The sequence below is a fragment of the Streptomyces niveiscabiei genome, from assembly GCF_033794345.1.
Taxonomy (GTDB): Bacteria; Actinomycetota; Actinomycetes; order Streptomycetales; family Streptomycetaceae; genus Streptomyces; species Streptomyces niveiscabiei.
Genome location: NZ_JARAYJ010000022.1, coordinates 71,812 through 92,249 on the forward strand (window position 1 = coordinate 71,812; position 20,438 = coordinate 92,249).

Below are 20,438 nucleotides of genomic sequence, written 5' to 3' on the forward strand. Positions count from 1 at the left end.
CGACCCCCGTCATACCCGTACTACTCGGGAGCTACCGGCGACGACGCCTCCGGCGACTCCGACGCCTTCAGCGCCGCGTCCCGCTTGATCGCCGCGTCCCTGCGCCGGACGAACCAGATGCCGAACAGGCCGAGCCCGGCACCCGCGAGGCAGGTCCACACCCACCAGAGGTGGCCGTGCTCGTCGTACCACCCGTAGAAGGGGAGCTGGGCGAGGAAGAGGACGAACCACAGGATCGTGCCGCCGGTGATGGTCGCGACCACGGGGCCCTCCAGGGGCTCCGGCGCCTCGTGCTGGGGTGTCCACTTCGCCATGGGCCTTAGCTTACGAGGCGATTACATCTACGCGCGGAGATGGTTGTTTCCTTCCTCATATGTTCATACTGAAACCGATTACACGTGACCGCTTCTCTTCGTAGGAACCACCAAACGATGCCTACCCCGGCCCTCGGCGCCCTCGACCGCTACTTCAGGATCTCCGAACGCGGCAGCACGCTGTCCCGGGAGGTTCGAGGTGGTTTCGCCACTTTCTTCGCGATGGCGTACATCATCGTGCTCAACCCGATCATTCTCGGAAGCGCGAAGGACATGTACGGACATCAGCTGGACAACGGCCAGCTCGTCACCGCGACCTGCCTCACCGCCGCTTTCACGACACTGCTGATGGGTGTCATCGGCAACGTCCCGATCGCGCTCGCCGCGGGCCTCGGCGTCAACTCCGTCGTCGCGCTCCAGCTCGCGCCCCGGATGTCCTGGCCCGACGCGATGGGCATGGTCGTCCTCGCCGGTCTGATCGTCATGCTGCTGGTGGCGACCGGGCTGCGCGAGCGGGTCATGAACGCGGTGCCGTTCGGGCTGCGCAAGGCGATCTCGATCGGTATCGGCCTGTTCATCATGCTGATCGGGCTCGTCGACTCCGGCTTCGTCAGCCGTATCCCCGACGCCGCCCACACGACCGTGCCGCTCCAGCTCGGCACCGGCGGTCACCTCCTGGGGTGGCCGGTCCTGGTCTTCGTGCTCGGCGCGCTGCTCACCCTCGCCCTCATCGTCCGCAAGGTGCCGGGCGCGATCCTCATCTCCATCGTCGCCATGACCGTACTCGCGATGATCATCGAGGCGGTCGTACACGTGCAGTCCTGGGGTCTGACGACCCCGAAGTGGCCCGGTAACCCCGTAGCCACCCCCGACTTCGGGCTGATCGGGAAGGTCAGCCTGTTCGGCGGGTTCGGCGAGGTCGGCGTACTGACCGGGATCCTGTTCGTCTTCACCGTCCTGCTGTCCTGCTTCTTCGACGCCATGGGCACGATCATGGGTGTCTCGGACGAGGCGAAGCTGACCGACGCGTCCGGCCAGATGCCCGGGATCAACAAGGTCCTGTTCGTGGACGGCATCGCCGTCGCCGCCGGTGGCGCGACCTCCTCCTCGGCCACCACCTGCTTCGTCGAGTCCACCGCCGGGGTCGGCGAGGGCGCGCGGACCGGCTTCGCGAACGTCGTCACCGGCGCGCTCTTCGCCGTCGCGCTGTTCCTCACGCCGGTCGCGACCATGGTCCCCTCGCAGGCCGCGACCCCGGCGCTGCTCGCGGTCGGGTTCCTGATCCTGGCGGGCTCGGTCAAGGAGATCGACTGGGCCGACCACACCATCGCGATCCCGGCCTTCATCACGATGGTGATGATGCCGTTCACGTACTCCATCACCAACGGCATCGGCATGGGCTTCATCGCCTTCGCCGTCCTGCGCCTGGCCGCTGGGCGCGGGCGGGAGGTGCCGGTGGCCATGTACGTGGTGTCGGCGGTGTTCGCGTTCTACTACCTGATGCCGGCACTGGGTCTCACCTGATCGGGCAGGCCCGACCTTGAGAGGTACCCGGGGACTACCTGAGGGGTATCCGGGGGCTACCTGAGAGGTAACGCTCCTCAGGTGAGCCCGTAGAACTTCTCCGTCTCCTCGACGGCGGCCTGGAACCGCTCGTCGAAGTCATCGCGAACGAGCGTCCGGACGACATAGTCCTGGACGCTCATTCCTCTTCTGGCCGCGTGGTGCCGGAGCCGTTCGAGCAGCTCGTGGTCTATTCGCAGGCTGAGCACTGTGGTCCCCATGGGTACGAGGGTCGCGGGACGGTTCGGGGTGATGGGAGGGCTTCTGGGACCCTGTCACCCGTTTGAGTGAAAAAGTGCTGTGAGGGCGCCCAGTGGTGGGTATCACGGGCGGACCGGCGCGTTCCGGCTGGTATTTAGCCAGAGTAATGAGTTAGGCTAAGAAACATGCCGGACCTCACCCACGACGACGATGCCGCCGCCGTGAACGACCTCAGATCAGCCGTGATGCGGCTCTCCCGCAGACTGAAACACCAGCGGGTGGACGAGTCGCTGAGCCCGACCGAGATGTCGGTGCTCGGGACGCTGTCGCGCTGCGGCAGCGCCACCCCCGGCGAGCTGGCGCGCAAGGAGCACGTCCAGCCGCCCTCCATGACCCGCATCGTGGCCCTCCTGGAGGCCAAGGGGCTGGTCAGCCTGGAGCCGCACCCCGAGGACCGGCGCCAGAAAGTGGTCACCCAGACCGAGCAGGCCGAATCCATGCTGGAGCAGAGCCGCCGCAAGCGGAACGCGTTCCTGGCCGGTCTGGCGGAAGAGCTCGACGACGACGAGTGGGCGAAGCTGAAGGCCGCCGCCCCCGTGCTGGAGAAGCTCGCGCATCTGTAGGCAGTCACAAGGAGGCGAACCCCTTTGAGTCCGGGACCCGGAGCAGACTCCGCACCCGCACCGATCCGCACGACCCCGGAGGGACCCCCGGGGGATACCCGTAGTACCCGTAGTGCCCGTAGTACTTCGGAGGGCACCCTTAGTACCCCTAGTACTTCCGAGGGACCGGAGCCGGCCGCGGACCCCGCGGAACCCGCCCGCAAGTCCTCGATGTTCAGCTCGCTGACGGTCCGCAACTACCGCCTCTTCTTCCTCGGCCAGGTCGTCTCCAACATCGGCACCTGGATGCAGCGCATCGCCCAGGACTGGCTCGTCCTCAGCCTCACCGGCTCCGCGACCGCCGTCGGCGTCACCACCGCGCTCCAGTTCCTGCCGATGCTGCTGTTCGGGCTGTACGGCGGTGTCCTCGTCGACCGCTTCCCCAAGCGCCCGACCCTGCTGGTCACGCAGACGTCGATGGGCGTCGCCGGCATAGCGCTCGCCGCCCTGACCCTCTCCGGACACGTCCAGGTGTGGCACGTCTACGTCGCCGCCTTCGCCGTGGGACTCGCGACCGTCGTCGACAACCCGGCGCGCCAGTCCTTCGTCTCCGAGATGGTCGGCCCTGGCCAGCTCCAGAACGCGGTCAGCCTGAACTCCGCGAACTTCCAGTCCGCGCGGCTCGTCGGACCCGCCGTCGCCGGTCTGATGATCACCGGGGTCGGCACCGGCTGGGCGTTCCTCTTCAACGGGCTGTCCTTCGTCGCCCCCATCGCCGGCCTGCTGCTCATGCGCGGGCGCGAGCTGCACGCCGTCGAGCGCGCGCCGCGCGCCAAGGGGCAGTTGCGCGAGGGGCTGCGCTACGTCGCCGGGCGGCCCGACCTGATCTGGACGATCGCGCTCGTCGGGTTCATCGGCACGTTCGGGTTCAACTTCCCCGTCTACCTCTCCGCCTTCGCCGACGACGTCTTCCACGCGGGCGCCGGGTCCTACAGCCTCTTCAACACGCTGATGGCCGTCGGCTCGCTCGCGGGCGCGCTGCTCGCCGCGCGGCGGGGGACCTCGCGGATGCGGGTGCTGATCGGGGCTGCGGTCGCCTTCGGCGCGGTCGAGCTGGCCGCCGCGTTCGCGCCCTCGCTGTGGCTGTTCGCCCTGTTCATGGTGCCGATCGGCATGTTCGGCATGACCGTCAACGTCACGGCGAACACGGGCATCCAGATGTCCACCGACCCCGCCATGCGCGGGCGCGTCATGGCCCTCTACATGATGGTCTTCCTCGGCGGCTCGCCGGTGGGCGCGCCGATCGCCGGGTGGATCACCGACGCGTACGGGGTGCGGGCCGGCCTCGCCGTCGGGGGCGCGATCTCCCTGCTGGCCGCCGTCGCGATCGGGCTCGTGCTGACACGTGTCGGAGGGTTGCGGCTCTCCTTCGGGTGGAATGGGGGGCATCCGCGGGTGCGGTTCGTGCCACGGGGTCCGGTGGGGGAAGAGGCCGGGGCCGAGGCGGGGTTGGCTCGGGCGGCGTAACTCTGGGGGGGTAACCCCGGGGGTGTACGGGGGCGGGGGTACCGAGGTAGTGGTACGGGGGTAGGGGTACGGCGTGACCCGGGCTCGGGTGGGTCCGGGGTACGCCGTACCCGTCGTACGTCCGTGGAGTGGCGCGGCGGCGTGGCTCTGGAGGGGGACGGGGTGTACGGGGTGAGGGGGCACGGGGGTTGATGGCTCTGGAGGGGTACGAGGGTCAGACGCGGCGTTCCAGGAGTTGCCCCGGCCAGCTGTCGTTCACGGTGAACGCGTGGGTCGGCGTGAAGCCGTTGGCCTCGTAGTAGGCGACCAGCCCTCGGTCGTCGCCCGCGTAGCAGTCGACGCGCAGGAGGGACACTCCGGCCGCGTGGGTCGCTCCGGCGGCATGGGTGAGGAGGGCGCTGCCGATGCCGTGGCCCTTGAAACGGCGGTCCGAGGCGAGCCAGTGGATGTAGCGCTCGGGTTCGCCGGGGGAGGGGAGGTGGGCGAGGTAGGCGCCGGGGGCGTCGGTGAGGGTGAGGGTCGCGGCCGGTACGCCGTCCGCCTCCGCGATGTACGTCACACCCTCGTCCATGTACCGGGTCACCGACTCCAGCGTCTTCGGGTTCTCCGAGAGCGGCTTCGACCCCCACTGGCCCGTACGGCCCTGCGCGGCCAGCCACTCCACGGCGCTGTCGAGCATGGCGAGTATGACGGGTATGTCGTCCGGGGTGCCTTCTCTGATCGCGATCTCCATGCCGACCATCATGCCGGGCGGCACAATCCCGGTATGAGACTCTTCGCCGCAGTCCTGCCGCCGGACCGGGTCCGTGCCGAACTCGACGCCGTGGTGGGTGAGTTGCGCACGCTGCCCGGCGCGGACGCGCTGCGCTGGACCGGGCGGGAGGGGTGGCACTTCACCCTCGCGTTCTACGGTGACGTCGACGACGACGCCGTACCGGAACTGTCGGCCCGGCTGGAGCGCGCGGCCGGTCGCACCGAGCCCTTCGAACTCGCCGTGCGCGGGGGCGGGCAGTTCGGGCAGGGGCGGGTCGTGTGGGCCGGGGCGGCGGGAGAGGTCGCGGCACTGCGGCTGCTCGCGGACCGGGCGGAGGCGGCGGGGCGCAGGGCCGGGGTGGAGATGGAGCACCGGCGCTACAAGCCGCACCTGACGCTGGCGCGCGGTCGGGAGGGCGTGGCTCCGGAGGCGTACGTCGGCGCGCTGGGCCGGTTCTCCGGGCGGGGGTGGCGCGTCGGGGAACTGGCGCTGATGCGGAGCGAGCTGCCGCGGTCGGGGGTGGCGGGGGAGAGGCCGCGCTATGAGGTGGTCGGTCGGTGGGGGCTCGGCGGGGGCGGTTAGGCTCGGTGGCGTGGATCCTAAGACCCGGAACCGGATCATGGCCGGTGCGCTCGTGTTGATGTTCGCGGTGGTGGCGGTGGCGGCGGCTGTGGGGAGGTAGGCCCCAGGCGGGGATACCCGGGAGGTAGCCCTCAGGTAGGGGGTACCCGGGAGGTAGCTCCCTGGTACGGGGTACCTGAGAGTAGCTCTCGGGTACGGGATACCGAGGGCGGTACCCCTCACGTACGGGGTATGGGGGAGGTAGCCCTCAGGTACGCCCTACGGGAGGCGTACCCCTCGGGTACGGGATACCAGAGGGGTAGCTCTCAGGTACTGCCTCCTACCAGGCGAACGCCTCCGGCGACGGGCCCGGCCCCGGGAACACCTCGTCCAGCCCGGTCAGCAGCTCCTCGCTCAGCTCCAGCTCCACCGCGCGGATCGCCGACTCCAGCTGCTCCGCCGTACGCGGGCCGACGATCGGGCCGGTCACGCCGGGGCGCGTGAGGAGCCAGGCCAGGGCGGTCTCGCCGGGGTCGGCCCCGTGCTTGTCGAGGAGATCCTCGTACGCCTGGATCTTGGCCCGGACACTCGCGTCGGCGATCGAGTCGGCGGCCCGGCCCGAGGCGCGACGGCCGCCCTGGACCTCCTTCTTGAGGATGCCGCCGAGGAGCCCGCCGTGCAGCGGGGACCAGGGGATCACGCCCACCCCGTACTCCTGCGCCGCGGGTATGACCTCCATCTCGGCGCGCCGCTCGTACAGGTTGTAGAGGCACTGCTCGCTGACCAGCCCGAACGAACCGCGGCGCGCGGCAAGCTCGTTGGCCTGGGCGATCTTGTAGCCGGGGAAGTTGGAGGAACCGGCGTACAGGATCTTGCCCTGCTGGATCAGGACGTCGACGGCCTGCCAGATCTCCTCGAAGGGGGTCAGGCGGTCGATGTGGTGGAACTGGTAGAGGTCGATGTGGTCGGTCTGGAGCCGCTTGAGCGACGCGTCGACCGCGCGGCGGATGTTCACCGCGGAGAGCTTGTCGTGGTTGGGCCAGGCGTCGCCGTCGGCGGCCATGTTGCCGTACACCTTGGTCGCGAGGACGACCTTGTCGCGGCGGGCGGCGCCACCGGCCGCGAACCAGTTGCCGATGATCTCCTCGGTGTGGCCCTTGTTCTCGCCCCAGCCGTAGACGTTCGCCGTGTCGAAGAAGTTGATGCCGGCGTCCAGCGCCGCGTCCATGATCGCGTGGCTGTCGGCCTCGTCTGTCTGCGGACCGAAGTTCATCGTGCCGAGCACCAGTCGGCTGACCTTGAGTCCCGTGCGTCCGAGCTGCGTGTACTTCATGGTCCTCAAGCCAACGACTTGGAGTGGACTCGACGCAAGCGACTTGAGGGGTGGGAGCAAGGCCGTACCGGGGAGGGGCTAATACCTGCGAGTGCTATCTAGAAGTTAGCGCTTCCCTGTGGTTAGGATCAGGGTCGAGGGGTGAGGTTGAAAGTTCAAGCTGACCCCTGCCTGAGAGCCATGCCTCTGGAAGGAAACGCCGTGTCCCCCACCACGTCCGCCCGTCGGGTGCTCGCCGCGGTCCTCGCGGCCGGTGCTCTGACGGTCACCGCCGCCACCGTTCCCGCCGTCGCCGTGCCGTACGACCGGCCCGGTCACGTGTCCGTCGACTCGCCGCTGCGCCTCGCGTACCAGAAGGACGTCGCCGTCCGGGTTCTCAAGGGGGTCTTCGAGCGGGGAGACGGGGCCGTCGTCGACCGGTACGTCCGCGCCGACTACATCCAGCACAACCCGTTCGCGCCCGACGGCGCCGCGACGCTGAAGAACCTCGGCACGTCCGTCCACCAGCAGTTCCCCGACGCGAAGTACGACGTCAAGAGGGTCATCTCCGAAGGGGACTTGGTCGTCGTCCACTCCAACGTCGTGATGACTCCCGGGAGTTCGGGGAGCGCCGTCTTCGACATCTTCCGGTTCCAGGGCGGGAGGATCGCCGAGCACTGGGACACCGGGCAGAACGTGCCCGACACGACCGCCAACGGCAACGACATGTTCTCCACGGTGAGTTGGCCCCGTACCCAGCAGCCCGGGCCGGCCTGGCTGACGTCGTACGACAAGAAGCTCGTGGTGAAGGCGTTCGACCAGTTGCTCGTGCGGAAGGACGTCGGCGCGATCGACCGGTACTGGAGCACCGGCTACCAGCAGCACAACCCGAACATCCCCAACGGGGCCGCCGGTGCCAAGGCCGGGCTCGGCGCGTACTTCGCCCAGTTCCCCCAGCTGAAGGTCGAGCCCAAGCGGGTCATCGCCGAGGGCGACCTCGTCGCCGTCCACAGCCACTACATCCCGGCGCCCGGTCAGCGGGGGCAGGCGATCGTGGATCTGTTCCGGGTGCGGGGCGGGAAGATCGTCGAGCACTGGGACGTCATCCAGGACGTGCCGGAGACCTCGGCGAACGACAACACGATGTTCTAGAGCGGGAGCCGGGGACTCCGGGGGTAGTACCGGAGTCCCTGAGAGCTAGGGCCTGTCCGGTGGATCAGGCTGCACGAGAGTGACGGTTTCCGTATCAGACCCCGCGACCGCGGCCTGATCCGCCGGGCAGGCCCTAGTCCCGGGGGAACCCGTCGGTCTTCAGGACCAGGTCGATGACGGTGCCGGTCAGGTCGATGTCCTTGCCGAAGTCGACCCTCAGCATTTTGGCGTAGTCCCCGTCGGTGGGGTCGGTGTAGACGTTGCAGCGGCCCTGGTAGGGGTCGGCCACGAGGTAGACGGGTACCTCGGCGGTCGCGTACGCGGTGAGTTTGGGGCCGTAGTCGTTGGCGGCGGTGCCCCGGGAGATGACCTCGGCGACGAACTCGACGTCCTTGTGGCTCCAGCGGCCGTAGTCCTTTTCCGCGGAGTCGCGCAGCTTGACGACATCCGGGCAGAAGGCGTTCCCCTTGCCCGGGAAGTCGATGCGGACGTCCGACAGGACGTTGACGTCCATCCCGAACCGGTCCTCGATGGCCCGTACGATCCGCCGGATGATGGCCCAGTGGGTGTCCCGCTGCGGTGTCATGAAGACGCTGCCCTCGACGATCTCGACCCTGAATCCTTCGGGGACGGGCATCCGCTCCAGCCGCTCGAACCACTCGTCCAAGCGCTCGGTGTTGGCGTCGGCCATGGCGATCCTGTCGTCAAGGACGGTCATCGTGGCGCTCCTCCCCGGCTGCCCTCGTGCAGGCGCAGCCGCGCAGTACAACGATACGTACGGTGCCGAGGCCACGCACGAGCTCACGGGGCCCGCACAAATGTGCTTGCGGCCACCACCCCGGCGCTGCCTACCGTGCGCCTATGGCGTTCAGAGCTCGCCGCCTGCCACCGGCGGACGCGCTCAACTTCGAGTGGGCGGAGCGGCATTGTGCTGGGGAGCAGGGAAGCGGAGTTGCTGCGCGGGGTGGTGGGGGAGGGGGAGTTGCTCGGCGCTTATCTGCACGGGTCGGCCGTGCTGGGCGGGCTTCGGCCGCACAGCGACATCGATGTGCTCGGGGTGGTGCGGAAGTCATTGAGTGAGCGTCAGAGAAGGGCGCTCGTCGGTGAGTTGCTGGATCTGTCCGGGCAACGCGGGTATCGATACGTCGAGTTGACCGTCGTCGTGCAGGGGGACGTGCGGCCCTGGCGGTTTCCGCCTGTCTGCGATTTCCTCTACGGGGACTGGCTGCGCGGGGAGTTCGAGAGCGGGGTGCTGCCCGTGCCGGAGGCCAGTGCCGATCTGGCGCCGGTGCTCACCATGGTCCTTCAGGGGAACGCGCCTCTTCTCGGCGGCCCGCCTCCGTCCGCCCTCCTCGACCCCGTCCCGCACGCCGACCTTCTGCGGGGGATCACCGCCGGCGTCCCGGACCTCATGGCCGACCTGGAGCACGACACCCGGAACGTCCTGCTGACCCTCGCCCGTATCTGGATGACCCTCGGTACGGGGGGCGTGGGTGCCAAGGACGAGGCGGCCCGGTGGGCGGAGGCGAGGCTGGCGGGGGAGCACCGGCCCGCGCTGGCGCGGGCCCGCGCGGCGTACCTGGGTGAGGACCAGGAACCGGGGGCCGGGGCGAGGGCGTGCGCCGAGGCGATGGCCGAGGTCATCGAGGGGTTCGGTGAGGGGTTCGGTCCCCCGTAGGTACTACCCGGGGACTACCTCGGGGCCGGGGACTACCCGGGGCCGGGGACTACCCGGGGCCGGGGACTTGCCCTGCGCCCCGAGTGCTGCTCGGGTACTACCCCTCCTCGTAGGGCCCGCCCAGCCCCCACCCCTGGTACATCGCCTCCGCGAACGCCTCCGCCAGCTTGTGCTCGCCGCTCGCGTTGGGATGCGTCCCGTCGTAGGTATCCGTATCGATGTCGTACCTGGGAGGGATGGAGGCGAGGAGCAGGGGTGACCCCGGCTCGTCGAGGTCGGCGACCGTCTTCGCGAGGAGCTCGTTGAAGAGGCCGACCTGTTCGGCGAATTCGGGGTCCGCGGTGGCGCGGACGTTGGGGATGACGGGAAGGAGGACGGCCCGGACGCGGGGGCGCGCGGCGCGGGCCTCGGCGATGAACTCCCGTGCGTTTTCCGCGGTTTGCTCCGCGTTCGTATAGAAACCCAGGTCGATGAGGCCGAGGGAGACGAGCAGCACATCCGCGCGTCCGGCGCGCACCGCGTCGCCGATCAGCGGAGCCATGTGCTGCCACCCCTCACCCCACCCGGCGAGGTGCCCGCGCGGAAAGTCGGGTTCGGCGTACGCGTAGGAGACCGGAGAGCCGGCCCCCGGGTCGTACAACGTCTCGCGCGGCCCGACCAGCGTGAACGGGCCGCCGTACGTGGCGCACAGATGCCGCCAGAGACGGTACCGCCACGTGTGATCGCCCGCGCTGCCGATCGTCATGGAGTCGCCGACGGGCATGAACCTGAGCATCCGCTCATGATGGACGATCACCGCCCCGGCCGGGGTGTGAGTCCCGACACCCCGCGTGTTGCGCCGCGCGGGATGGCAGGCTGGGGGGATGCGCCGACCGTTCGCCGTCCTCGCCGGGTTCCTGCTCGTGGGGGCCCTCGCCGTACCCGCGTCCGCCGCCGACGACGGCGGGTTCACCATCAAGGACCCGCGGATCAAGGAGTCCAGCGGCCTCGCCGCCTCCCACCAGCACCCGGGCGTCTACTGGACGCACAACGACAGCGGTTACGGCCCGCAGATCTACGCCGTCGACGGCGCCACCGGCGAGACGGTCGCCACGGTCACGCTGCGCGGCGTCGGCACCCCGCGCGACGTCGAGGCGATCTCCGTCGGCCCCGACAACCAGATCTACGTGGGTGACATCGGCGACAACTTCGACGGCCGCTGGCCCTACCTGTGGATCTACCGGCTCCCCGAGCCGAAGGTACTCAAGGACCAGACGGTCAGGGCGACCCAGTACATCGTCAAGTACGCGGACGGCGGGCGCGACGCCGAGTCGATGATGGTCCACCCCAAGACCGGCCGGGTGTACATCATCGACAAGAAGGAGGACGGCGGCCACCTGTACGAGGGCCCGGCCAAGCTCACCGCGTCCGGCGACAACATCTTCAAGCCCATAGCTCCGGTGGACCTCTGGGCCACCGACGCCGCGTTCTCCCCCGACGGCCGGCAGCTGGTAGTACGCGGGTACTTCGGAGGTATCACCTACGACTGGAACGGCGGGAAGATCCAGAAGACCGGCCGCCTCGACGTCCCCCTCCAGCGCCAGGGCGAGTCCGTCACCTACTCCGCCGACGGCAGGAAACTGCTGTTCGGCAGCGAGGGCGTGGAGAGCGGCGTGGTCGCGCGGGACGCCCCCGGCGCCGACAAGTCCTCGCCCGCCAAGGGGAGTTCGACCGACTCCGGCTCCGCCTCCACGAGCGGCGGCGACTCCGGCGGCGGGGTCACGAAGGGCGCGATCGCCATCGCCGTCGTCTGCGCGGCGGTGTTCGGGCTACGGCGGCTGCTGCGCCGCAGCTGAGTCACTCCCCGGCGCGTCCCCCCGGCGTCACTCCCCCGCGCGTCCCTCGGCGGCGCGCCGGGCGACGAGCGCTTCGAGGCCGTCCAGGATGCGCTGGAGGCCGAAGCCGAAGTGGTCGAAGGAGGTCGTCCAGGTATCGGCGTCGAGGGAGGCGAGCACCGGGAACCGGCCCGGCTCCATCACCCTGGAGAGGTAGGGGGATTGCGCCTCGTAGAAGTCGGACGTCGGCATGCCCGAGGTGCGCTCGGCCTCCTGGTAGTACACCTGGGTGCGCGCCGCGCCGACGACGTACCCCTCGACCGTCATGATCGCCGAGACCAGCTCGGTGTCGGTGAGTCCCATCGGCCGGATCCGGGCGAGCACCTTCTCCAGCCCGTCCATCGCGCTCGGTCCGAGCAGGGGGCGGGAGCGGCTGGCGGGTAGTACCCAGGGGTGACGGTGGTAGAGGCCGAGCATGGAGTGGGCCATGACCTCCAGGGCCTCCCGCCAGGAGCCGTCGCCGAGGTCGCCGGGGTCCTGCGAGACGCGGTTCACCCGGTCCAGCATCAGCTCGACCAGCTCCGACTTGCCGGGGACGTAGCGGTAGAGCGACATCGCCCCCGTGCCGAGTTCGGCCGCGACCCGGCGCATCGACACCGCGTCCAGGCCCTCCTGGTCGGCGATCTCGACGGCGGCCTCGACGATCCGGTCCAGGGTGAGCGTCGGCCTCGGGCCGCGCGCGGGGCGCCGGGCGCCCTCCCAGAGGAGTTCGAGCGTGCGCGTGATCTGGTCCCGGCAGTGCTGGGCCTGGTCCTGGCTGCTCGTCATGGGGGCAGTCTAGTTCCGGGCCGAAAAACTGAGTACGTCGTACGCGAAATCGGGTACGGTGTACTCGGTTATCGGGCGGGACAGGACCCGAGAGCTACCGCCTGAGGGCTACCGCTCGGGAGCTACGACCTCAGAGTTACGACCTGAGAGCTACCGCCCGAGGGCTACCACCGCAGAGTTACGACCTGAGAGCTACCGCCCGAGGGCTACCACCGCAGAGTTACGACCACGGAGTTAGGGGACCCCATGGAGTACGCCGTCCGCGCCGAGGCCTTACGCAAGAGCTACGCCGGAAAACCCGCCCTCGACGGCTTCGACCTGGCCGTCCGCGAGGGCACGGTCCACGGGCTGCTCGGCCCGAACGGAGCCGGCAAGACCACCGCCGTCCGTATCCTGGCCACCCTGCGCCGCCCCGACGGCGGCACCGCGGAGGTCGCCGGGCTCGACGTGGTCCGCAGGGCGCGCGAGGTGCGCGCGCGGATCGGGCTCACCGGCCAGTACGCGGCGGTCGACGAGGTCCTCACCGGCAGGCAGAACCTGGAGATGTTCGGCCGCCTCTTCCACCTCGGCGGCAGGCGGGCCCGGCAGCGCGCCGCCGAACTCCTGGACCGCTTCGGCCTGACCGAGGCCGCCGACCGGGGCGTCGACGGCTACAGCGGCGGCATGCGGCGCCGGCTCGACCTCGCCGCGTCGATGATCCTCGCCCCCGCGGTCCTCTTCCTCGACGAGCCGACGACCGGCCTCGACCCCCGCGCCCGGGGCGAAGTCTGGGAATCCGTACGGGCGTTGGTGGCGGACGGCACGACGGTCCTGCTCACCACGCAGTACCTGGAGGAGGCGGACCGGCTGGCCTCCCGCGTCACCGTGCTCGACCGGGGCCGCGCCATCGCCGACGACACCCCCGACGGCCTCAAGGACATGATCGGCGGCGACCGGATCGAGGTCGTGCTCGCCGAACGGGCCGACATCCAGCGGACGATGAAGGTGATGGCCGGCGTCGCGGACGGCGAACCCGAGGCGGACGAGGGCGAGTTGAGGGTCCACGCCACCGTCACCGACCGGGTCCTCGCGCTGACCGCGGTGGCCCGCACCCTCCAGGACGAGGGCGTGCGGGTCGAGGACATCGGCCTGCGCAGGCCCAGCCTCGACGACGTGTTCCTGCGCCTGACCGGCCACCGCACCGAGACCGGCCCGACCGCGAAGGAGGCCGCCGCGTGAGCGCCGTCGACCTGACTCCGATCCGCCGGCACGGCCGCGCCTACTGGGCGTTGGCCGACTGCTGGAACCTCGTCCGCCGGGGGCTCACCCACTACCGGCGCCAACCGGTCAACATCCTCTGGCAGTTGGGCTTCCCGATCCTCTCCGTCCTGCTCTACGGCTACGTCTTCGGCAGCGCGATGCACGTGCCGGGCGGCGGGGACTACAAGGACTTCCTGATGCCGGGCATGTTCGTCATGACGATGGCGTTCGGCTTCATCAACACGGCGACGGTCGTCGTGTACGACGCGCAGAAGGGGGTCGTCGACCGGTTCCGCTCCATGCCGATGGCGTCCTCGGCGGTCGTCGCGGGGCGCGGGGTGACCGATCTCCTCGTCGCCTGCGCCGAGTTGGCCATCATGATGCTCACGGCACTGGCCATCGGCTGGCGCCCGGAGGGTAGTTGGGGATTCGTCGGCGCCTTCGGGCTGCTGCTGTGGCTGCGGCTCGCGCTGATCTGGCTGGGGGTGTGGCTCGGCTTCGTCGTCCCCAACCCCGAGGCGGCGGGCGGGCTGTTCGCCGTGGCCTTCCCGCTGACGATGATCTCCAGCGTCTTCGTCGCGCCCCAGCTCATGCCGGACTGGCTCGGGTTCGTGGCCGCGTGGAACCCGATCTCGGCGACGGCCGGGGCGACCAGGGAACTCTTCGGGGCACCGGCGGGCGCGGGCGACACCTGGGTTGAGCAGAACGCCCAACTGATGGCCCTCGTCTGGCCGTTGATCCTGGGCGCGCTCTTCCTGCCGCTGGCGGTGGGGAGGTTCAGGAAGCTCGGGAAGTGATGTCGTAGTCCTTGACGGGGTGATGGGACCGGTCTTCTCTGGGAGGTGCGGAAGTGGGAGCGCTCCCATAGTTCCGGATCCGCACCCCCGAGAGGAACAAGGGACATGTTCCGCAACGTGCGAAGAGCGCTGTGCGCGGTGGCCGCCGCGCTGCTGCTGCCCGTGGGTCTGGCGGTCGCGCAGCCGGCGCGGGCCGCCGAGGCGCCGGGAGCCGGGTACTGGCACACCAGCGGCCGTCAGATCCTCGACTCGGCCGGGCAGCCCGTCCGGGTCGCCGGGATCAACTGGTTCGGCTTCGAGACCGGCAACTACGTGGTCCACGGCCTGTGGTCGCGCGACTACAAGAGCATGATCGACCAGATGAAGTCGCTGGGCTACAACACGATCCGCATCCCGTACAGCGACGACATCTTCAAGTCCTCGACCGTCCCCAACAGCATCGACTTCTCCAGCGGCAAGAACGCCGACCTCCAGGGCCTCAACTCCCTCGGCGTACTGGACAAGATCGTGTCGTACGCGGGCCAGGACGGCCTGCGCGTCATCCTCGACCGGCACCGCCCGGACTCGGGCGGCCAGTCCGCCCTCTGGTACACGGCGGCCGTCCCCGAGTCGACGTGGATCGCCAACTTGAAGTCCCTGGCGTCCCGTTACGCCGGGAACCCGGCCGTCGTCGGCATCGACCTCCACAACGAGCCGCACGATCCTGCCTGTTGGGGCTGCGGGGACACGGCGACCGACTGGCGGCTGGCCGCCCAGCGCGCCGGGAACGCGGTCCTCTCGGTCAACCCCGACCTGCTGATCTTCGTCGAGGGCATCCAGACCGTCAACGGAGTCTCCGGCTGGTGGGGCGGCAACCTGATGGGCGTCGCCCAGTACCCGGTCCAACTCTCCGTCCCGGGACGGCTGGTGTACTCGGCGCACGACTACGCCACCAGCGTCGCCCAGCAGAGCTGGTTCAGCGACCCCACGTTCCCGAACAACATGCCGGGGATCTGGGACAAGTACTGGGGCTACATCTTCAAGCAGAACATCGCCCCGGTGTGGGTGGGCGAGTTCGGTACGACGCTCCAGGCGTCCGTGGACCAGAAGTGGCTGGCGGCGCTGGTGAGTTACCTGCGCTCGACGTCGGCGAACGGCGCCGACTCCTTCCACTGGACGTTCTGGTCGTGGAACCCCAACTCCGGTGACACCGGCGGGATTCTGAAGGACGACTGGCAGACCGTCGACACGGTGAAGGACGGCTACCTCGCCAGCATCAAGGCGCCGGCCTTCCCGCCGGTCGGCGGGAGCGGTGGCGGTGGGGGCGGCGGAGGCGGTGGCGGGAGCGCCGCCTGCACCGCGACCTACGCCGTCACCAGCGACTGGGGCGGCGGCTTCAACGGCGAGGTGAAAGTGGTGAATTCGGGGACGACGGCCATCTCGTCGTGGAAGGTCGCCTGGAACTTCCCCGGCTCCCAGCAGATCTCCAGCATGTGGAACGCGTCGTACACCCAGAGCGGGGCGGCGGTGACCGCCGCCAACGCGGCCCACAACGGGGCCTTGTCAGCGGGGAGTTCGGCCACCTTCGGGTTCGGTGCCGCACCCGGCGGGGGCAGTGCGCCGACCCTGACCTGCACGGCGACCTGAACTGCGCGAAGGGCGCCCGGAGTTCACCGGGCGCCCTTCAACCTCGTACCTGTGCGCGGCGGACAACTACGCCGTGCGGCAAGGGAGTCAGAGGTTCTCGATCACGTGGTCGACGCACTTCGTGAGGGCCTCGACGTCCGCCGGGTCGATCGCCGGGAACATGGCGACGCGCAGCTGGTTGCGGCCGAGCTTGCGGTAGGGCTCGGTGTCGACGATGCCGTTGGCGCGCAGGACCTTGGCGATCGCGGCGGCGTCGATGTCCTCCGCGAAGTCGATCGTGCCGATGACCTGCGAGCGCTTCGCCGGGTCGGTGACGAACGGCGTCGCGTGCTTCGACTCCTCGGCCCAGGTGTAGAGGCGGGTGGAGGAGTCCTTCGTCCTGGCGGTGGAGAAGGCGAGGCCGCCCTGCCCGTTGATCCACTTGAGCTGCTCGTTCAGCAGGAACAGGGTGGAGAGCGCGGGGGTGTTGTACGTCTGGTTCTTGCGGGAGTTGTCGATCGCCGTGGGGAGGCTGAAGAACTCCGGGACGTGCCGGCCCGAGGCGTGGACGCGCTCGGCGCGCTCGATCGCGGCCGGGGAGAACACGCCGATCCACAGGCCGCCGTCGGAGGCGAAGGACTTCTGCGGGGCGAAGTAGTAGACGTCCGTCTCGGCGATGTCGACCGGGAGGCCGCCCGCGCCGGAGGTGGCGTCGACCAGGACCAGCGCGCCCTCGTCGGCACCGGCGACGCGCTTGATCGGCGCCGCGACACCCGTCGACGTCTCGTTGTGGGTGAAGGCGTACACGTCTACACCCGCCTCCGCCTGAGCCTCCGGGTGGGTGCCCGGGTCGGAGGAGATCACGGTGGGCTCGGCCAGCCAGGGGGCGAGCTTGGCCGCCTTGGCGAACTTCGAGCTGAACTCGCCGAAGGTGAGGTGCTGCGACTTGTTCTCGATCAGCCCGTGGGTCGCGACGTCCCAGAACGCGGTCGAGCCGCCGTTGCCGAGGACGACCTCGTAGCCCTCGGGCAGGGAGAAGAGCGCGGAGATGCCCTCGCGGACCTCACCGACCAGATTCTTCACCGGGGCCTGTCGGTGTGACGTACCCAGGAGGGAGGTACCGGTGGCGGCGAGGGCGTCCAGCGCCTCGATCCGCACCTTGGAGGGACCCGCGCCGAAACGACCGTCCGCGGGCTTGATGTCAGAGGGAATCCGGATCTCAGCCACGGGGGGAGGGTAGCCGTTACGGGAAACGTGAGCGAAACGTGGTCCGTCCGGTGAGACACCGTGTGGACGTCAGGACGGGGGTAGTACCGGTCCCTCCCAGGTACTACGCGAGGCACCGTCTCGAAGGATCTTGAACGTCCGGACCCCTGCCCCCGGACGCCCGGCCTGATTTCCTGTACCCATGCCGAACCTGGAAGCGGATCTGCGCGCGGCCCTGCGAGGCGACGTCGGCTTCGACACCACCTCCCGTGCCCTCGTGACCATGGACGCCTCGAACTACCGGCGGGTCCCCCTCGGGGTCGTGGCTCCCCGGGACGACGCCGACGTGATCGCCGCCCTGGAGATCTGCCGGGAGCACGGGGTACCCGTAGTACCCAGGGGTGGGGGTACCTCCATCGCCGGGCAGGCCACCGGCACCGGCGTCGTCCTCGACTTCACCCGGCACCTGAACCGCGTCCTCGACCTGGACCCCGCCGCCCGTACCGCCGTGGTCCAGCCAGGCCTGGTCCTCGACCACCTCCAGGACGCCGCCGCCCCGCACGGCCTGCGCTTCGGCCCCGACCCCTCCACGCACAGCCGCTGCACCCTCGGCGGCATGATCGGCAACAACTCGTGCGGCTCCCACTCGGTCGCGTGGGGGACGACCGCCGACAACGTCCGGAGCCTGGACGTCGTGACCGCGCGCGGCGCCCGCCTCACCCTGGGGAGGGACTGGTCGGGCAGCCCCGAAGGACTACGCCGGCTGGTCGACACCGAGCTGGCCCGCCTGCGCACCGGCTTCCCCGAACTCCCCCGGCGCATCTCCGGGTACGCCCTGGACGCCCTGCTCCCCGAGAACGGCGCCGACACGGCCCGCGCCTACTGCGGCTCCGAGGGCACCCTCGCGGTCCTCACCAGGGCCACCGTCCGCCTCGTCGAGGCACCCCGCGCGCGGGCCCTCGCCGTCCTGGGGTACGGGGACGAGGGCGACGCGGCGGAGGCGGCGGCCGGGCTGCTGCCGTACGGGCCGTTGACGGTCGAGGGTATGGCGGCCGACCTCGTACCCGAGAGCTACGGGTTGCCCCGCGGCGGTGCCTGGCTGTTCGTCGAGACCGGCGGCGATACCCCGGACGAGGCACGGGTACGGGGTGAGGCGATCGTCCGCGCGGCCGACGCCGTCGACGCGGTGGTCGTCACCGACCCCGCCGGACAGCGCGCCCTGTGGCGCATCCGGGAGGACGCGAGCGGTACCGCGACGAGGACGCCGGACGGCCGCGAGGCGTGGCCCGGCTGGGAGGACTGCGCCGTACCCCCGGCCCGCCTCGGCGCCTACCTGCGCGACTTCCGCGCCCTCCTCGCCGCGCACGGGCTGCGAGGTACCCCCTACGGCCACTTCGGCGACGGCTGCATCCACGTCCGCATCGACTTCGACCTCCTCACCGGCCCCGGCATCGCCCGCTTCCGCCGCTTCTCGGAGGAGCTCGCCGACCTCGTCACCGCCCACGGCGGCTCCCTCTCCGGGGAGCACGGCGACGGCCAGGCACGCGCGGAACTACTACCCAGGATGTACGGGGTGGAGATGGTCACCCTCTTCGAACGCGTCAAGGCGCTCTGGGACCCCGACGACCTCCTCAACCCCGGCATGCTGGTCCGCCCCGCCCCCCTCGACGCCAACCTCCGCTTCGCACCGCTGCCCCGCGAGCCCGTCCCCGTCGTCTTCGGCTACCCCGCCGACGACGGCGACTTCTCCGCCGCCGTACGCCGCTGCGTCGGCGTCGCCAAGTGCCGTACGACGACGGCGTCCGGCCCCGCCGTCATGTGCCCGTCGTTCCGCGCGACCGGCGAGGAGGCCCACTCCACGCGGGGACGCGCGAGGCTCCTGCACGAGATGCTCGCGGGTGAACTCGTCACCGACGGCTGGCGGTCCACGGAGGTCCGCGACGCCCTCGACCTCTGCCTCTCCTGCAAGGGATGCCGCTCGGACTGCCCCGTCGGCGTCGACATGGCCACCTACAAGGCCGAGTTCCTGCACCACCACTACGAGGGGCGACGGCGTCCGGCCGCGCACTACAGCATGGGACGGCTGCCGCAGTGGCTGCGGTGGATCGCCCGGACCCGGACCGCTCCGATCATCAACTCCCTTGCCTCCGTACGGCCGTTGGCGGCGCTGGGGAAGCGGGTCGGGGGCGTCGCGCCCGAGCGGGGGATTCCACGGGTGGCGTCGGAGACGTTCAGCCGGTGGTGGCTGCGGCGGTTCAAGACGGTGCTGAAGCGAGCCCGGGCCGGGCGGCGGGCTCCCGTCGAGTGGCGGCGGGACGGACAGCTGGTCGTGCTGTGGCCGGACACGTTCACTGATTACCTGTCACCAGCCGTCGGCACGGCGGCAGTTCGGGTGCTGGAGGCGGCCGGGATGACGGTCCTGCTGCCGCCGACCGTGCGCTGGAAGGGCGGGGCGGCGCCGTGGGCGGTGCGGCGGGGGAAGGTGTGCTGCGGGCTGACGTACGTCTCCACGGGGCAGTTGGAACGGGCGCGGGAGGTGCTGCGGACGACGCTGGATCTGCTGGATCCGTACCTGATCTCGGCCGACGATCTGCGGGATGCGCGGGAGGAGGAGCTGCTGGAGGAGGTACGGGACGGTGGACTCGACGCGCTCAGCGGTCTCGGCGGACTCGATGAACTCCCCGACGAGGACGACGACTTGCCGCTCCCGCCCTTCGTCGTCCTGGAACCCAGCTGCGCCGCCGCGCTCCGCGCCGACCTCCCCGAACTCCTCCCCGACGACCCGCGCGCCGCCCGGCTCGCCGCCCGGGTGCTCACCTTCGCGGAGGCGCTGGAGAAGTACGCCCCCGACTGGACGCCGCCCCGGCTGGACCGGCCGGTGGTCGGACAGACCCACTGCCACCAGCACGCGGTGCTCGGCGACGCGGCCGACCGGCGGCTGAGGGAAGTCGCCGGTCTCAGCGGGGAATTGAGCGGCGGATGCTGCGGCCTCGCCGGTAACTTCGGCTTCGAGAAAGGGCACTTCGAGGTGTCATCCGCCTGCGCCGAGGAGCAGCTCCTGCCGTCCGTACGGGAGGCACCGCAGGACGCGGTCGTCCTCGCCGACGGCTTCTCCTGCCGGACCCAGCTGGAGCAGCTGGCCGGGGTGCGGGGCAGGCACCTCGCGGAGGTCCTCGCCGAGGCGCTGGACGACGAGAGGGACACCAAGTGACGTACGGAGACGCCGAGTCGACGTATAGGGGTGCCAAGTGAGGTACGGAGACGCCGAGTCGAAGCACAGGGAAG

19 protein-coding genes are annotated in these 20,438 nt (G+C 70.2%); 11 read left to right on the forward strand and 8 right to left on the reverse strand.

The features are described 5' to 3' along the window. Positions 1-20 precede the first annotated feature (20 nt). Positions 21-314, reverse strand: a complete 294-nt coding sequence (locus PV682_RS27210) for a DUF2530 domain-containing protein (protein ID WP_319734368.1) — start codon at positions 312-314, stop codon at positions 21-23. A 117-nt stretch (positions 315-431) separates the two neighbouring features. Here PV682_RS27210 and PV682_RS27215 point away from each other — a divergent pair, with 117 nt between their 5' ends. Beyond that, positions 432-1,838, forward strand: a complete 1,407-nt coding sequence (locus PV682_RS27215) for an NCS2 family permease (RefSeq protein WP_319734370.1) — start codon at positions 432-434, stop codon at positions 1,836-1,838. Between the two features lie 77 nt (positions 1,839-1,915). On the opposite strand, the gene PV682_RS27220 is transcribed toward PV682_RS27215, so the two are convergent. Then, on the reverse strand, positions 1,916-2,098 hold the full coding sequence (locus PV682_RS27220; protein WP_055722695.1) for a ribbon-helix-helix protein, CopG family: 183 nt from the start codon (positions 2,096-2,098) through the stop codon (positions 1,916-1,918). 165 nt (positions 2,099-2,263) lie between these two features. Here PV682_RS27220 and PV682_RS27225 point away from each other — a divergent pair, with 165 nt between their 5' ends. Both PV682_RS27225 and PV682_RS27230 read left to right on the forward strand, forming a co-directional pair. Then, entirely contained in the window at positions 2,264-2,701 is a 438-nt protein-coding gene (locus PV682_RS27225) for a MarR family winged helix-turn-helix transcriptional regulator (RefSeq protein ID WP_187748958.1), read from the forward strand. 210 nt (positions 2,702-2,911) lie between these two features. Further along, complete coding sequence (locus tag PV682_RS27230) at positions 2,912-4,207, forward strand: MFS transporter (protein ID WP_319734374.1); 1,296 nt, start codon at positions 2,912-2,914, stop codon at positions 4,205-4,207. Between the two features lie 214 nt (positions 4,208-4,421). Here PV682_RS27230 and PV682_RS27235 read toward each other — a convergent pair whose 3' ends face one another. Further along, a complete protein-coding gene (locus tag PV682_RS27235; protein ID WP_319734376.1) occupies positions 4,422-4,940 on the reverse strand; it encodes a GNAT family N-acetyltransferase in 519 nt (172 codons plus the stop codon). A 33-nt stretch (positions 4,941-4,973) separates the two neighbouring features. Between PV682_RS27235 and thpR the strand changes: the two genes are divergently transcribed. Then, entirely contained in the window at positions 4,974-5,543 is a 570-nt protein-coding gene (gene thpR, locus PV682_RS27240) for an RNA 2',3'-cyclic phosphodiesterase (protein WP_319734378.1), read from the forward strand. 319 nt (positions 5,544-5,862) lie between these two features. Here the strand turns inward: thpR and PV682_RS27245 are convergent, their stop codons facing one another. Further along, positions 5,863-6,855, reverse strand: a complete 993-nt coding sequence (locus PV682_RS27245; protein ID WP_319734380.1) for an aldo/keto reductase — start codon at positions 6,853-6,855, stop codon at positions 5,863-5,865. Between the two features lie 201 nt (positions 6,856-7,056). Here PV682_RS27245 and PV682_RS27250 point away from each other — a divergent pair, with 201 nt between their 5' ends. Next, positions 7,057-7,986, forward strand: a complete 930-nt coding sequence (locus PV682_RS27250; RefSeq protein WP_319734382.1) for a nuclear transport factor 2 family protein — start codon at positions 7,057-7,059, stop codon at positions 7,984-7,986. 133 nt (positions 7,987-8,119) lie between these two features. Here PV682_RS27250 and PV682_RS27255 read toward each other — a convergent pair whose 3' ends face one another. Next, positions 8,120-8,704, reverse strand: coding sequence for a Uma2 family endonuclease (locus tag PV682_RS27255; protein WP_112473073.1), 585 nt, complete (start codon positions 8,702-8,704; stop codon positions 8,120-8,122). Positions 8,705-8,917: 213 nt separating this feature from the next. On the opposite strand from PV682_RS27255, the gene PV682_RS27260 reads away from it, so the two are divergent. Then, the gene (locus PV682_RS27260; RefSeq protein WP_407705748.1) at positions 8,918-9,664 is read left to right on the forward strand and encodes an aminoglycoside adenylyltransferase domain-containing protein; all 747 of its coding nucleotides are present in this window, start codon (positions 8,918-8,920) and stop codon (positions 9,662-9,664) included. A gap of 97 nt (positions 9,665-9,761) precedes the next feature. Here PV682_RS27260 and PV682_RS27265 read toward each other — a convergent pair whose 3' ends face one another. Next, complete coding sequence (locus PV682_RS27265) at positions 9,762-10,439, reverse strand: GDSL-type esterase/lipase family protein (RefSeq protein WP_319734387.1); 678 nt, start codon at positions 10,437-10,439, stop codon at positions 9,762-9,764. Positions 10,440-10,527: 88 nt separating this feature from the next. On the opposite strand from PV682_RS27265, the gene PV682_RS27270 reads away from it, so the two are divergent. Further along, a complete protein-coding gene (locus PV682_RS27270; RefSeq protein WP_319734389.1) occupies positions 10,528-11,499 on the forward strand; it encodes a YncE family protein in 972 nt (323 codons plus the stop codon). A gap of 27 nt (positions 11,500-11,526) precedes the next feature. Here PV682_RS27270 and PV682_RS27275 read toward each other — a convergent pair whose 3' ends face one another. Then, positions 11,527-12,306, reverse strand: a complete 780-nt coding sequence (locus PV682_RS27275) for a TetR/AcrR family transcriptional regulator (RefSeq protein WP_319734391.1) — start codon at positions 12,304-12,306, stop codon at positions 11,527-11,529. 246 nt (positions 12,307-12,552) lie between these two features. Here PV682_RS27275 and PV682_RS27280 point away from each other — a divergent pair, with 246 nt between their 5' ends. The 3 genes from PV682_RS27280 (at position 12,553) to PV682_RS27290 (ending at position 15,968) form a co-directional block, all read left to right on the forward strand. After that, positions 12,553-13,524, forward strand: a complete 972-nt coding sequence (locus PV682_RS27280; RefSeq protein ID WP_319734393.1) for an ATP-binding cassette domain-containing protein — start codon at positions 12,553-12,555, stop codon at positions 13,522-13,524. Continuing rightward, complete coding sequence (locus PV682_RS27285) at positions 13,521-14,342, forward strand: ABC transporter permease (RefSeq protein ID WP_319734395.1); 822 nt, start codon at positions 13,521-13,523, stop codon at positions 14,340-14,342. The genes PV682_RS27280 and PV682_RS27285 overlap by 4 nt, the downstream gene beginning before the upstream one ends. A 105-nt stretch (positions 14,343-14,447) precedes the next feature. Further along, positions 14,448-15,968: a cellulase family glycosylhydrolase gene (locus PV682_RS27290; RefSeq protein WP_319734397.1), complete on the forward strand. Its 1,521-nt coding sequence runs from the start codon at positions 14,448-14,450 to the stop codon at positions 15,966-15,968. Between the two features lie 87 nt (positions 15,969-16,055). Here PV682_RS27290 and serC read toward each other — a convergent pair whose 3' ends face one another. Further along, positions 16,056-17,174, reverse strand: coding sequence for a phosphoserine transaminase (gene serC, locus PV682_RS27295; protein WP_319734399.1), 1,119 nt, complete (start codon positions 17,172-17,174; stop codon positions 16,056-16,058). Positions 17,175-17,355: 181 nt separating this feature from the next. Here serC and PV682_RS27300 point away from each other — a divergent pair, with 181 nt between their 5' ends. Beyond that, the gene (locus tag PV682_RS27300) at positions 17,356-20,364 is read left to right on the forward strand and encodes an FAD-binding and (Fe-S)-binding domain-containing protein (protein WP_319734401.1); all 3,009 of its coding nucleotides are present in this window, start codon (positions 17,356-17,358) and stop codon (positions 20,362-20,364) included. The last annotated feature ends 74 nt before the right edge of the window (positions 20,365-20,438 follow it).

What these genes read in the sequence shown, in the direction of transcription:
- PV682_RS27210 (WP_319734368.1), bottom strand. Translation starts at nt 314, where the DNA reads ATGGCGAAGTGGACACCCCAGCACGAGGCGCCGGAGCCCCTGGAGGGC.
- PV682_RS27215 (WP_319734370.1), top strand. Translation starts at nt 432, where the DNA reads ATGCCTACCCCGGCCCTCGGCGCCCTCGACCGCTACTTCAGGATCTCC.
- PV682_RS27220 (WP_055722695.1), bottom strand. Translation starts at nt 2,098, where the DNA reads ATGGGGACCACAGTGCTCAGCCTGCGAATAGACCACGAGCTGCTCGAA.
- PV682_RS27225 (WP_187748958.1), top strand. Translation starts at nt 2,264, where the DNA reads ATGCCGGACCTCACCCACGACGACGATGCCGCCGCCGTGAACGACCTC.
- PV682_RS27230 (WP_319734374.1), top strand. Translation starts at nt 2,912, where the DNA reads ATGTTCAGCTCGCTGACGGTCCGCAACTACCGCCTCTTCTTCCTCGGC.
- PV682_RS27235 (WP_319734376.1), bottom strand. Translation starts at nt 4,940, where the DNA reads ATGGAGATCGCGATCAGAGAAGGCACCCCGGACGACATACCCGTCATA.
- thpR (WP_319734378.1), top strand. Translation starts at nt 4,974, where the DNA reads ATGAGACTCTTCGCCGCAGTCCTGCCGCCGGACCGGGTCCGTGCCGAA.
- PV682_RS27245 (WP_319734380.1), bottom strand. Translation starts at nt 6,855, where the DNA reads ATGAAGTACACGCAGCTCGGACGCACGGGACTCAAGGTCAGCCGACTG.
- PV682_RS27255 (WP_112473073.1), bottom strand. Translation starts at nt 8,704, where the DNA reads ATGACCGTCCTTGACGACAGGATCGCCATGGCCGACGCCAACACCGAG.
- PV682_RS27265 (WP_319734387.1), bottom strand. Translation starts at nt 10,439, where the DNA reads ATGCTCAGGTTCATGCCCGTCGGCGACTCCATGACGATCGGCAGCGCG.
- PV682_RS27270 (WP_319734389.1), top strand. Translation starts at nt 10,528, where the DNA reads ATGCGCCGACCGTTCGCCGTCCTCGCCGGGTTCCTGCTCGTGGGGGCC.
- PV682_RS27275 (WP_319734391.1), bottom strand. Translation starts at nt 12,306, where the DNA reads ATGACGAGCAGCCAGGACCAGGCCCAGCACTGCCGGGACCAGATCACG.
- PV682_RS27280 (WP_319734393.1), top strand. Translation starts at nt 12,553, where the DNA reads ATGGAGTACGCCGTCCGCGCCGAGGCCTTACGCAAGAGCTACGCCGGA.
- PV682_RS27290 (WP_319734397.1), top strand. Translation starts at nt 14,448, where the DNA reads ATGTTCCGCAACGTGCGAAGAGCGCTGTGCGCGGTGGCCGCCGCGCTG.
- PV682_RS27300 (WP_319734401.1), top strand. Translation starts at nt 17,356, where the DNA reads ATGCCGAACCTGGAAGCGGATCTGCGCGCGGCCCTGCGAGGCGACGTC.